Consider the following 13,886-nt stretch of genomic DNA (forward strand, 5'->3'; position numbering starts at 1 on the left):
CATCGGATAAGTAAAGGACTACAAAACTCCGCGCTCCCTCCGATATTGCCTTACAGACCCGCTCTCTATCATTTCGGAAATCGTGAAAGTTTCTGAACTTAAAGAGAGTAAAATCCCATGAATAAAATTTTCCGCGTGATTTGGCATGCTGCAACGCAGCGTTATGTGGTGGCCTCTGAGCTGGCTAAGGGCAAAGTTAAATCCCAATCTTCGAATAGTGCGATGAGCAGCGCAGCGCGGAAAACAGCGGTGCTCTCTGGCCTGGCGATGGCTGTAGCTGTCACATTACCTGTCAGCAACGTATTCGCCGCGGCGATTATCGCCAACGGTGCAATCTTAAACTACGACGGACAGGATATCGTCTCGACCGCAAACAACAGTGAAAGCGGGCGCGGCTTGAGCGCATCGAATAAGGGTTCGATCACCTTTACCAACGGTTCGCTGACCACCAGCGGCACCGCCGGTGTGGGTGCGATGGCAAATACGGGCGCAACCATCACGCTGAAGAACACTGAAATTAAGACCTCGGGGTCCTCTGCGCAGGGCATGATGTCGCAAAACAACAGCAACATTAATGCGGTTGGCGTCCATATCAACACCAGCGGCTCATCGAGCTACGGTGTACATGTTGTTGATGGCTCAGCCACGCTCAGCAATAGTTCAATTACATCATCGGCCTATGGTCTGGTTTCGCAAGGTTCTAATGGCAATATTAATCTTAGCGACACCATTGCCAGCACTTCAGGTGAACGCGGTCATTCTGCCTACGCATCAAGAGGCGGAAAAATCACCATCGATGGCAGCACACTCGCAACTTCCGGACATCTCGCATTAGGTGCCTATGCGACAGGAGCTGGAAGTCAAATAGATATTACTAACAGCAAAATAAGCACGACTGGGTCTTCTTCAGAAGCGGTAATGGCGCAGAACGGTGGCACGGTCAATTTAACCAACACAACCATTTTTACCGACCGAATTAACTCTTATGGATTACGTGCTAGCGGCAGCGGAGCGGTAGTGAATTATGATAACGGCACAATTACTACCTCCGGACCCACCACTTCCGTTCAGGCACTAAATGCGGGCAGTGAAGTAAACATTCGTAACGCGACGATAAATACCTCAGCTCTGGGTCTTGCAGCAACATCAGGCACAGTAACAGCGTTTAATACCGTTATTAATAATAATGGCCTTGAGGCGCCTGATACGATGGTGACCAACGATTTGACGAGCTTAGGAGCCGCAGTGGCAGCCCGTTATACTGGTGGATTAGCCAGCTTGAAGAATGTCCAGGTCAACAGTACACGTGGAAATTTACTCGGCGTTCGCGTTAGCGAAGGCGCCCTGGTTGAATTGGATAATGTTGAATTCAACCACGTTAGTAATGCTGATGGGTTGGCTGTTCTTAAGGGTGGAACGCTGAGGGGCGACCGTGTCAGCGTGAATATCGCGGGTCAGGATGGCGCAGCTTTGTCTTCGGGTATCTGGATGGGGATGCGTGATGGTGACAACCGCGTCGATTTAACCAATTCACAGATCACGCTCACCGGCGCGAACAGTGCGGGTATGCTGTTCCAGTCTGATGCGGTCAGCAACAACACCGTGTCGCTGAGCAACAGCGCGGTTACTGCGAGTGAAGGTAGTGCAATGGTGGTTTCCGGCACTGCCGATACCAAAGTCACCACTTCCGGCACCGCATTAACCGGCGCGACGCTGTTATCCGCAGGCATTGGCAATAGCGGCACGGTGAGCAATGTGACATTGACCGGTGATAACGGCTCAGTATTTAACGGTGATGTCATCATCGATCGCGCCAACACCGCGACTAACATCATCAACCTCGATAACAACTCCGTCTGGAACGGTGCGACCAGCTCACTGGAAAATCTGAACCTGGCGAATGGCAGCCAGTGGAATGTTACGTCGAGCTCTGCGGTGGATAATCTGACGCTGAATAACGCCACGCTGAATATGACCGCACCCGGCACCGGCTTCAGCCAGGTGACCTTGAGCAGCCTGAACAGCACCAACGGTACCATCGACTTCAAAACCCATCTGATGGATGACCACTCAGAGACCGATCACTTGCACATCACCGGTGATTACGCCGGTAACAGCAACGTGGTGGTGCAGAACGCCGGCGGCACCGGCGCGCAAACCATCGATGGTATCGAGCTGATTCGCGTCGATGGCAACGTAAACGGTACGTTCACCCAGCAGGGCCGTATTGTGGCCGGTGCTTACGATTATCATCTGGTGCAGGATGCCAATAAATGGGTACTGGAGAGCAACAGCAACAACGTGGCACCGGGCAATCCAGGCAGCAATCCGGTTAATCCTGGCGATCCTGACAACGGCTCCGGCACGCCAGGCGATGATACCGGCACGCCAGGCAGTGGCTCAGGTAATGCGGGCGATGTGGGCAAGCCGGTTAAAGGCTTCCCGATTACGCGTCCGGAAGCGGGCAGTTATGCGGCTAACCTTGCTGCGGCGAATACCTTATTTACCACCTCGCTGGATGATCGTCTGGGTGAGACCCACTACATTGGCGCAGACGGTAAGAAACACGCCACCAGCTTGTGGTTGCGTAACGCAGGTGGACACACGCGCTTCAGCGATAGTTCCGGCCAGCTGAAATCCACCGGTAACCGTTATGTGATGCAGTTAGGCGGCGATATCGCCCAGTGGAGCAGTAATGGTGCGGACCGCTTCCATCTGGGTGTCATGGGCGGCTACGCTAATGCGCAAAGTAACACACACTCCAACGTGACGGGTTACACCGCAAAAGGTCAGGTGCACGGTTACAGCACGGGCGTTTACGCGACCTGGTTGCAGGACAACGCTGACAAGACCGGAGCTTATGTAGACAGCTGGATGCTCTACAACTGGTTTGATAACAGCGTGAAAGGTGATGGCATCGCGGAAGAGAGCTACAAATCGAGAGGCATCACCGCGTCAGTGGAAGCCGGTTACAGCTTCAAAGTCGCGGAGATGAGCGAGCGTTCCAGCGTCTATCTGCAGCCGAAGGCGCAGACGACCTGGATGGGCGTGAAAGCGAAGGATCATCAAGAGCAAAACGGCACGCGCGTGGTGGGTGAAGGCGACAACAACCTGCAAACGCGTCTGGGTGTTCGCGCTTACATCAAAGGCCACAATGCCATTGATGATGGTAAAAACCGCACCTTCGAGCCGTTTATCGAAGCCAACTGGGTGCACAACACCGAAACCTTTGGCAGCAGCATGAATGGCATCAGCGTGCAGCAAGCCGGAGCGCGTAACCTCGGTGAAGTGAAAGTGGGTGTCGATGCGAAGCTGAATAAAACCGTTAATCTGTGGGGCAATATGGGTCAGCAGATGGGGGATAAGGGGTACAGCGATACCAGTGCGATGGTGGGCGTGAAGGTTAATTTCTGATGACACAAATCGCGTGAAGAATTGCGCCGCTACGAATGCGTGCATGCTGCCGTAGCGGCGCAATTTATTGCGCAAATTTATATAATTACGGCCTGCGGAACAGCGCCATACTGCGGCCTTCCAGCTCGAAATCCTTCTCCTTGGTAATCACTAACCCTTTCTCAACGCTGTCAGACGTCGAAAGCTCCAGCACCCAGCCGCCTTCACCAAACTGTGGAATACTGAACGGCACATTGCCTTCATACGGATTAAACAGCATCAACACGTCATGCCAGATGCCTTCCTCCGGCTCTAAATCCGGGCGACCGAGATACACCCCGAGCGTGGTGCCATCGTCCCATTGATCATCCTGCTGGAAGCCGCCACCGGCGTTAAACCATTTGATTTCCATACCATCGCGCCAGCTTTCACGCCGCAGCAGCGGTTGTTGAGCGCGTAACGCCAGAATATGTCGGGTAAAGTCGCGCAGCGCATCAGCAGAAGGCGGCAGGTTTTCCCAATGCAGCCAGGAAATTTCGCTGTCCTGGCAGTAGCCGTTATTGTTGCCGAGTTGACTGCGACCAAACTCATCACCCGCCAGCAACATCGGCGTGCCGTGCGAGAACAGCAGCGTGGCGAGGAAGTTGCGTTTCTGCCGCTCACGTACCGCGTTGATGCCTTCATCGTCCGTCGGGCCTTCCGCACCGTAATTGTACGAACGGTTCTCGTTATGGCCGTCATTATTATCTTCACCGTTGGCTTCGTTGTGTTTCTCGTTGTACGAAACCAAATCGTTGAGCGTGAAGCCATCATGCGCGGTAAGGAAGTTAATGCTGGACCAGGGACGGCGACCGCGCTGATCGTAGAGATCGCCAGAACCGAGCAGGCGCGCGGCGAAGTCATTAGTGACCATGTCACCTTTCCAATACTCACGCACCGTATCGCGATACTTATCGTTCCACTCCGCCCAGCCCGGCGGGAAGCCGCCAACCTGATAACCGCCCGGCCCGATATCCCACGGCTCACCGATCAGTTTCAGTTTGGACAACACTGGATCCTGCATGATGGCATCGAAGAAGCCACTACGCTGGTCAAAGCCTTCTGGTTCACGGCCCAGCACGGTGCCGAGATCGAAACGGAAGCCATCAACATGCATGGATTCGGCCCAATAACGCAGCGAATCGAGAATCATCTGCAGCACGCGCGGATGCGACGTATTCACGGTGTTACCGGTGCCGGTGTCATTGATGTAGTAGCGATGCTGATCCGGCAGCGTGCGGTAATAAGAGTAGTTATCAATGCCTTTAAACGACAACGTGGGGCCGAGTTCATTGCCTTCGGCGGTGTGGTTGTAAACCACGTCGAGGATCACTTCGAGGCCAGCATCGTGGAAGGCGCGCACCATATCGCGGAAGCCCTGAATCCCGCGCGGACCAAAATAGCGCGTGGCCGGGGCGAAGAACGCCAGCGTGTTGTAACCCCAGAAGTTTTTCAGACCGCGATCCAGCAGATGCTGATCGTCCGGGAAACCGTGCACCGGCAGCAGCTCCACGGTGGTTACGCCCAGGCTTTTGATGTAATCGATCGAAGCCTGATTGCTTAAACCGTCGTAAGTGCCGCGCATCTCTTCGGGCACCGCCGGATTAAGCTGGCTAAAACCTTTAACGTGGGCTTCATAAATGACCGTTTTCGACCACGGAATATTCGGTCGATTAGCATCCTGCCAGTCAAATTCATTGGGATCGATGACCACACATTTGGGCGTAAACGGTGCGCTGTCGCGGGTATCGAAACTCAAATCCTTATCTTCATGCAGCAGGTCATACGCGAAGTGCGACTCGTCCCACTGCAATTCGCCCGCCAGTTCGCGTGCGTAAGGGTCGAGCAACAGTTTGTTAGGGTTAAAGCGATGGCCATTTTCCGGCTCGTACGGGCCGTGTACGCGATAGCCATAGAGCGCGCCGGGCTGCAAGCCGGGAATGTAGCCGTGCCACACTTCATGGGTGTATTCCGGCAAATCGAAGCGGGCGATTTCGTTTTCGCCGCTCTCATCGTACAAACACAGTTCGACTCGCTCAGCGCAGGCCGAAAACAGCGCAAAGTTCACGCCCTGGCCATCATAGTTAGCGCCAAGCACTTGTCCCGAACCTGCTGTAATTTCTAGAGGCTTACTTGTCATCCATTATTCTCCACACAGATTAATCGGGTAATGCATCAGCTGCTCAGCAGCACTAACGGCGCACTTGAGGCCGCCTCATCCAGCGCGATGTAATCGCCAATCGTCACGGTTTCGCCACTCCATAAGTTGCGATAGTGACGATGGGCGAGTGACTCGGGCAGTACCACTTCGGTTTGCGTCCACTGCGCGTTGTCAAAACTCAGGCGCGGAAGAATCACCAGCAGCGCGTGGTTACTGTCCTGACGCGCAAAGGCGATGACTTTCTCCTGATGTTCACCGCTGACGTCCAGCGGCTGATAATCGCCCACGCGGAACAGCTGCGGATAATCGCGGCGCAGATGCAGAAGGCGTGCAATCACCTGTTGTTTCAGTTTGCCGCTCAGCCAGTTTTGCGCGTCGTTGAAGTCGGGCGAAGCGGACTCTTCCAGCTGCTGCTCCAGCAGCGCGAAGTCCGGCGTGCGGCGGTTGTCGGGATCGACCAGACTGAAATCCAGCGCTTCGCTACCCTGATAGATATCCGGTACGCCCGGCGCGGTGAGTTTAATTACCGTTTGCGTCAGGCTATTGATTAATCCGGCCTGAATAAACGGTTGCAACGCGTGGCTGAAATCGCTGAGGAACAACTGATTGGCCGGTGAAAGCAGATGACGCGCGTAATCCAGCACCGCTTTTTCGTAGGCTTCGTTGCTCTCTGCCCAGTCGGTACGCAGTTTGGCTTCGCGTAACGCTTTTTCGACAAAAGGAATAAAGCGCTCTTCGAGTTGGCTGGCATCCTGCGACTGCAAGGTGGTCGGCCACACGCCGGCTAACGCCTGATACAGCATCCATTCCACTGCCGGTTCCGGCGCGGCGCCATCGTCCAGTTCCACCACCTGCGCCTGATTAATCTGCCGCCAGCGCGCTACGTGTTCCGCCCACAGCGCGGGGGCTTCGCTTAGCGTATACAGCCGCGCACGCGCATCTTCACCACGCTTGGTGTCGTGGGTTGAGGTGGAAGAGATGCCATCGGGCTGCTGTTGCAGCCGCGTTTGCATCTCGCTGTGGAAATGCGCCAGCGAGAAGGCGTGCGGCAGCGGTTCTGCGCCCACTTCATTGATGGCTAACGCGACGTGATTGCGGAAGAACAGCGTGTCTTCCACCGATTTCGCCATCAGCGGTCCGGTCAGCTGCTGGAAGCGCATGCGGAATTCGTGCGCGTCTTTTTCGCTCTCTTCAGAAACCGCGCCCAGCAGCATCGCCTGCAGCAAACTCAACACCGTTGGCGACGCGCTGTTTTTCACCGTTTCCAGCACCTGTTGCAGCAGCTCTTCGCCCTCAAGCGGCATGCCGTCCTGCTGGCCGTAGGTGCGATACACCGGGAAGGCGATGAGGATTTCGCGCAGTGCGACGTGCAGTTCCGCTTCGCCAAGGTTGCGATGTTCGGAACCGGCAATCTGCGTCGCCAGCTTAAGCAGACGCGCAAACTCACCGGCGAAATTGCGGTCAACCATCAATTCACGCGCCACGCGCAGTCCGCCTTCAACGTCGTTGCGTTGTCCGGTGGTGGCTTCATAGGCGAGATGCAGCGTGTCGATCTGCGAATCATCCACCAGCGCGTGCGACAGCGCGGCAATAAATTCGTAGCCGGTGGTGCCGGAAATCGGCCAATCGTCAGGGATCTTTTCCCCTTCGGCGAGGATCTTTTCTACCGTGATATAGCAATCCGGGCCGGTGGCCTGGCGCAGCTGGCGCAAATAGCCTTGTGGATCGGCAAGGCCATCAACGTGATCGACGCGCAGGCCGCTGACCGCGCCCGAGCGCACCAGTTCAAGAATCAGCCGGTGGGAATCGGCAAACACCGCTTCATCTTCAACGCGCACGCCGACCAGACCGGTGATCTCAAAGAAGCGGCGATAAGAGAGCTCGCTGCGTGCATCGCGCCAGCTCATCAAACGCCACGGCTGCTGCTCATGCAGTTCAGCAATCGCTTTGGCTTCAGTCATCGCCAGCACCTCGTCGGCGCGATCCTGCCAGCTGGCGGGCGTCAGCGGGTAAAAGCTGTCGTAATACGCCAACGCGGGATGGCCAGTTTGCGGATGCGCTTTAATGCTCAGCTCACCGTTTTCCAGCACGTTCTCGAAGCTGTCGCCGAGAAACGGCAGCGTCAGGCGGCGCGTCCAGTCGATATCAAAATGATTGGCATAGCGGCTGCTCTCGCCATACTCGATCACATCACGCCACCAGGCATTCTCCAGCGAGGCCGCCATATGGTTTGGCACGATGTCGAGAATCAAGCCAATCTCCGCGTCCTGCAACGCCTCAACCAGACGATTAAAGCCGTCGCGGCCGCCAATCGCCGGTTCGATCTCATTGGCATCGATGACGTCGTAACCGTGGGTGGATTCGGCGGTGGCGCTAAATATCGGCGACGCGTAAAGATGGCTGATGCCAAGGCGTTGCAGATAGGGCACCAGCGCCGCGGCGCGATCAAACGTCATGCCGTTGCGAAACTGAATGCGATACGTCGCGGTTGGAATACTCATCTTGTTGCTCCCTGATCCAAACGCACCACGATGGCGTTTTGTGATAATGCTTCAGTTTCTTGCGGCCAGGCGAAAATCGTGCGACCTGGCGTGGCGGGTAAAGGTTGCGTCTGCTTGCCGATATTCAGCGCCAGCGACAGTTCGCCTTGTGGGAAATGCCAGCTGACGGCCACAAAGCCTTCAGCGGTGGCGAGCACCTTGCCGCTGTTGCCGCCCGCATCGGCCAGCAGCGGCACGATATATTGCTGACGCAGCGCCAGCAGCTCGCGCGTGAGCGCCAGCCAGCTCTGGCCTTCAGGCGTTTGTAACTTATCCCAGTCAAGTTTTGAGCGGGCAAAGGTCTGCTCGGCGTTGGGATCCGGCACCTCTTCGTCATGCCCGGCGTGCCCGGTGAACTCCTTCGCGCGCCCTTCACGCACCGCTTTGGCTAGATCGCCGTGGAAATCGGTGAAGAACAGGAAAGGATTCGTTTCCCCATACTCTTCGCCCATAAATAGCAGCGGAATATGCGGCGACAGCAGCAGCGTCGCCAGCAGCACTTTGGTGCGATCGCTGCCCGCCAGGCTGAGCAAACGATCGCCCTGCGCGCGGTTACCCACCTGATCATGGTTCTGGATGAAATCAACAAACGCCACCGGCGGCTGGCTGGCGCTCGGCACGCCGCGCCGCTGCCCACTCTGCGGTGAAAGTTCGCCCTGATAAGCAAAGCCTTCAGTCAGCACTCGCGCCACCAGCTTCTCCGGCACGTCGGCGAAATCTTCGTAATAGGCATGAGTTTCACCGGTTGCAAACACGTGCACCGCGTTGTGGAAATCATCGTTCCACTCACCGGTAAACAGCGGCGCGTTGCCCTGTTTGTCACGCGGATGCAGGAAGATAACGTTGCGGCAATCTTCGGTGGTGAGATGAATAGGGCGCTCGGGTATTTCCTGACGGATGCGTTCGGCAATCTCAATCAGCGCATGCTTACTGGAGCTGTCTTCAATCTGGTCAATGGCATCAAAACGCAGGCCATCAAGATTAAATTCCTGCAGCCAGTAGAGCGGTGCTTCGACAATGTAGCGCCGCACAGCATCGACATCATATGCAATGCCTGCGCCCCACGGCGTCATGCGTTCCTGGTGGAAAAACGCCGGCGCCAGCAGCGGCAGGTAGTTGCCTTCCGGGCCAAAGTGGTTTAGCACGATATCCAGCACCACCGACAAACCGTGCGCGTGCGCGGCATCGATAAAGGCTTTGAAATCATCCGGCGATCCGTAAGCCGCATGCGGAGCGTAGAGCAGCACGCCGTCGTAGCCCCAACCGCGATTGCCACCAAACTGCGACACCGGCAGCACTTCCAGCTGCGTGATGCCTAATTCGGCCAGCCACGGCAATTTAGCTATCGCCGCCTGGAAGGTGCCTTCGGGCGTGAAGGTACCGATGTGCATTTCATACACCACCGTTTCATGCCATGGACGACCTTGCCATTCGGTGTGCTGCCAGCGATAGCTTTGCGGATCGACCACCAGTGAAGGGCCGTTAACATCAGCCTTTTGCGCACGCGCGGCGGGATCCGGCACCACCGTGCCATCGTCCAGCACAAAGTTATACTCTGCACCGGGCGCCACGCCGCTGACTTGCAGCTCAAACCAACCGTCGCCTGCGTCGAGCATGGCGGTGTCGTTATCGGCAAGTCTTAAGGTGATGTGCTGCTGCCCTGGTGCCCAAACACGAAAACGGACGCTGTCATCAGCAAGAATTTCAGCGCCCCAGGATTTTTCAAATGATCTGAATTCCATTCAATTGCCTCGTTTAGCCCACGCAGGGGCAATGGACGACATCAAGCGATTCGCTACTGGCTGAAAACGATAAATAATTTGGGATAAAAGTTAGGTCGGACAACAAATCATAGTCGATATTTTGGCGTTTTCTGGCGCGCGCGAGAGGATTTCAGGCGGGTTTAAGAAATTATCGAATAAGCGGGGGATTTTTACGCTTCGGTTAGATGAGGTCGCCATGAATGGCGTACTGCTGCTCAGTTAAGCGCCGAGCGACTTTCGTTCGCCCTATGCTGAGGCAGTTGCAGTGTCTTCGTGCGGCGACCGAGCAGAGGACGCCTGGCCGCGCCCTCTGCACTCCCGGGCCTTGCGCCAGCCCAACCCGCCGCTTCGCGGTGCCTTCACTCATTCACGATTCCTGACGGACCGGCGGCGATTCGCTCCTGCTCAGCGCCACCTCTCGCCGCATCCCTGCGGCTCGCCCTGGAATCCCTCATTCGTTCAGCGGATTGGGATGTCGCCTCAACATCCGCGCTGCAGCAGTCGTGCGTATTCTTAACTCAAAATCGCTTTAAATCCCGCAGGACTGCGACCTTTGTTAATGCCGACTCGAACCTAAGCCGTTTTATGCTTAACCTTGCGTTTACGCAATTTATCGATCAAACGATGTGCTTCCGCTTCTGTTGCCACCGCAGGCGATGAACCTTTCAGCGGTTTGCGGGCCGTTTCACTCAAGGTTAAAACCGTCAGTAAACCAATAATACCGGCACCGATCATGTAATACGCCGGCATCAGATTATTGTGCGTGGTATCCACCAGCCATGCGGTAATCAGCGGCGTGGTGCCACCAAATAGCGAAACCGATAAGTTAAAACCAATTGCCAGCGCGCTATAACGAATATCGGTGACAAACAGCGCCGGTAACGTTGCCGGCATGGTGCCGCTGAAACAAGTATGCAATAAGCCCAGAATCGCCAGTCCGGCAAACACCAGCAGCATATTGCCGGAACCAATCAACATGTAGCTCGGAATTGCCAGCACGATTAAGCCCAACGCGCCTAAACCAATCACCGGACGGCGACCAATGCGGTCGGTGAGATATCCCCACATTAACGTCAGCGGCATCATGATAAACATAATCACCATCACCAACATCAGGCCGGATAATTCACTCATTCCCAGCACGCCGGTTAAATAGCTCGGCATATAGGCGGTCAGCATATAATTGGAGACGTTGAACAACAGTACCAGACCAATACATTTCAGCAGCGGTTTACGCTGATCGCGCAGCATCTGCCACACGCTCAGGCGCGGTTTGTTGTGCTCCATCTCTTCGCGCTTATCCATGTGATCTTTAAACGCGGGCGTCTCTTCCAGCTTTAAGCGGATATACAAACCGAACAGACCCAACGGCGCGGCGAGGAAGAACGGCACACGCCAGCCCCAATCCATCATGGTTTGATGCGGTAAGAAAGCGATCATTGCTGTCACCAGGCTGGCGCCCAGCAGATAGCCACCCAGCGTACCGAACTCAAGGAAGCTACCCATAAAGCCGCGACGTTTGTCGGTGGAGTATTCCGCGATAAAGGTCGCGGCACCGCCATATTCACCACCGGTGGAGAACCCTTGCAGCAAGCGCGCCAGCAGCAGCAGAATCGGCGCAGCGATACCAATGCTGGCATAGCTCGGAATCAGACCGATACAGAAAGTACCGATCGACATCATGATCATGGTTAACGCCAATACCTTCTGACGTCCAATGCGGTCGCCGAGTGGACCAAACACCATGCCGCCAATCGGACGCACTAAAAACGCCGCGGCGAAAGTACCGAACGAAGCGATCAGCTGCGCGGCAGCGCTGGCATCGGCGAAGAAGACCTGGCCAATGATCACGGCGAGATAGCTGTAAACGCCGAAGTCAAACCACTCCATCGCATTACCTAACGCGGCGGCACCGACCGCGCGTTTCAGCAATTTGTTGTCGATAACGGTGATGTCATCAACGGTTAAGCCACTGGCTGTGGCTGATTGTGTTGTATCCGTTCCTGTGCTCATAAATTCCCCAGTTGAGAAAATGGCGCGATCTTATAGCTTTCGCAGCCGTAATTTCATAAATGGAAAAGAAAGCTATAAGAGGCAGAAGAAGCGCAAACCCTAGTAAAGATTTTAACATCTCGCAAGTTGGCAGGATAAAACACGGGTAGATAGCATGCTTGAGGGTGGTCGCCATGGATGGCGACCGTGAATGTAGATGATCAGCCTGGCCCCTCACTACCGGCCGCCAGCAGCGGCACAATCACATCGCTGATTGGCGTAGGAATGCCGCGCGCCCGGCCATAACGCTGCACGACGCCGTTGCGGATATCCCACTCCAGCGGACGATCGGCCTGGCGGTCGGCAAGGATCGAGGTGCCTAAATCAGTCGGTGCGCGGTGGAAGCGTTCTACAATCTCCTGCGGCACCTCATCGTTTAACGCGGCACCTTCCGCGCGCGCTACCGTCAGGCACTCCTGCAAATAGGCCAGCGCCAGCGCGCTGATGTCGTCGCGCTGGAACATGCCCGCACGACGATTGGACAGCACCATCAAACCGGCAACCGCGTTTTGCAGCAGTTTGCGCCAGGCGATGGTCAGGAAATCGGCGGAGAGATCGACCGCGCAGCGCGTGTCGCGCAGTGCCGCAACCACCAACTCAGCGTGAGGTGTTTCCGGCAGCGTCAGGCGCGGCTTTTCACGCAGCCACACCGAGGCGTCCGGTTCGCGCTGGGCCGGGAACCACACCACCGACGGCAGCACGGTCGCGCCATTGACATAGGGCGCGAGTTGGCTTTTCTGCTCCACGCCATTCTGCAGCGCGCACACCACGGTATTTTCATTGCACAGCGCCGCCAGCCATGGCGCGGTATCCTCAACCTGGGTGGTTTTCACCGCCACAAACACCAGATCGAACGGCTGCGCGATCTCGGCGGGATTGGTGAGCACCGGGCCGGGAACAATAATTTTGCCGCTGTCGTGACGCAACTCCAGCTGCGGATGTGCGGTACGCCCGCAAATCGTGGGCGTGCGTCCAGCTTCATGCAGCGCCGCTGCGATGGTGGTGCCAATCGCGCCCGGTCCAATAAGGGCGATGGTGGGATTCTCAGACATCTTATTAAGCTCCTGATTATCTAGTGGCAGAACGTTTCTTCAGCAGCGAAGAATAGTCGTTTACAGCACAGTTATGTGCTTTTTCCGCAGCAGTTGGCACATTTCGTCATCGGGTTGAGCATCAACGATCAAGGTGCTGGCCAGTGATAATTCGCCGATGGCAAACGCCGAAGCGGAATTCAGCTTCTCATTCGACACCATTACCACCGTTTCCGCCGCGCGTGCGGAAAGCGCACGTTTCACCCCGGCCTCTTCGTAGTTGCCAGTGGTTAATCCCGCCGTTTTGTGCACGCCGGTCACGCCCATGAAGAACAGATCGGCATTAATCCGCGCAATGCCTTCCAGCACCGCCGCACCCACCGCCACCACCGAATGGCGATAGAGCAGGCCGCCAATCATGATCACGTCAACCTGCGGATAATCTACCAGCGCCACGGCAATGCTTGGGCTGTGCGTCACCACGGTAAATGCCAGATCCGGCGGCAGCAATTTCACCATCTCGGCGGTGGTAGTGCCGCCATCGATAATCACTACCTGGCCGGGCTGGATTAGCTGGACCGCTTTCTGCGCGATAAGGCGTTTAGAGCTAATCTGCACGCTTTTGCGTGTTTCAAAAGGTGCGATAGCGGCAGAAACCGGCAGCGCACCGCCGTGTACACGTTGCAGTAATCCTTCGGCGGCTAGCTCACGCAGATCGCGGCGGATTGAGTCTTCCGACACCGCGAAACGCTGGCTGAGCTCGCTCGACATCACCTGTTTTTCTTCGGCCAGAATGGCGAGGATGTGCTGTTTACGTTGGCTGGAGAGCATCATTTTCTCATTCATGTTTTTGCTTGTATCTGCACGATTATGCATGTTAGCGTAGATTTTGTCATCAAGAATCGGG

At 56.0% G+C, this 13,886-nt stretch carries 7 protein-coding genes; 1 reads left to right on the plus strand and 6 read right to left on the minus strand.

The window, feature by feature from the left end; all coding sequences use genetic code 11:
* Positions 1–117 precede the first annotated feature (117 nt).
* Positions 118–3,414 (plus strand): autotransporter outer membrane beta-barrel domain-containing protein, encoded by a 3,297-nt coding sequence (locus PO881_RS22320; RefSeq protein WP_280173034.1) that lies wholly within the window; start codon positions 118–120, stop codon positions 3,412–3,414.
* An 85-nt stretch (positions 3,415–3,499) separates the two neighbouring features.
* On the opposite strand, the gene glgX is transcribed toward PO881_RS22320, so the two are convergent.
* From glgX to PO881_RS22350, 6 genes are all read right to left on the minus strand, one after another.
* Positions 3,500–5,572 carry a glycogen debranching protein GlgX gene (gene glgX, locus PO881_RS22325; protein ID WP_192412792.1) on the minus strand — a complete coding sequence of 691 codons (2,073 nt, stop codon included), beginning with the start codon at positions 5,570–5,572 and terminating at the stop codon, positions 3,500–3,502.
* Positions 5,573–5,607: 35 nt separating this feature from the next.
* A complete protein-coding gene (treY, locus tag PO881_RS22330) occupies positions 5,608–8,094 on the minus strand; it encodes a malto-oligosyltrehalose synthase (protein ID WP_280173035.1) in 2,487 nt (828 codons plus the stop codon).
* Entirely contained in the window at positions 8,091–9,875 is a 1,785-nt protein-coding gene (gene treZ / locus PO881_RS22335) for a malto-oligosyltrehalose trehalohydrolase (protein WP_192412794.1), read from the minus strand. The genes treY and treZ overlap by 4 nt, the downstream gene beginning before the upstream one ends.
* 594 nt (positions 9,876–10,469) lie before the next feature.
* Positions 10,470–11,909, minus strand: coding sequence for a glycine betaine/L-proline transporter ProP (gene proP, locus PO881_RS22340; protein ID WP_280173036.1), 1,440 nt, complete (start codon positions 11,907–11,909; stop codon positions 10,470–10,472).
* A 200-nt stretch (positions 11,910–12,109) separates the two neighbouring features.
* A complete protein-coding gene (locus tag PO881_RS22345; protein ID WP_280173037.1) occupies positions 12,110–13,000 on the minus strand; it encodes an oxidoreductase in 891 nt (296 codons plus the stop codon).
* 60 nt (positions 13,001–13,060) lie between these two features.
* A complete protein-coding gene (locus tag PO881_RS22350; protein ID WP_280173308.1) occupies positions 13,061–13,810 on the minus strand; it encodes a DeoR/GlpR family DNA-binding transcription regulator in 750 nt (249 codons plus the stop codon).
* Positions 13,811–13,886: the final 76 nt, after the last annotated feature.

This window comes from Pantoea sp. SS70 (assembly GCF_029866845.1).
Taxonomy (GTDB): domain Bacteria; phylum Pseudomonadota; class Gammaproteobacteria; order Enterobacterales; family Enterobacteriaceae; genus Pantoea; species Pantoea leporis.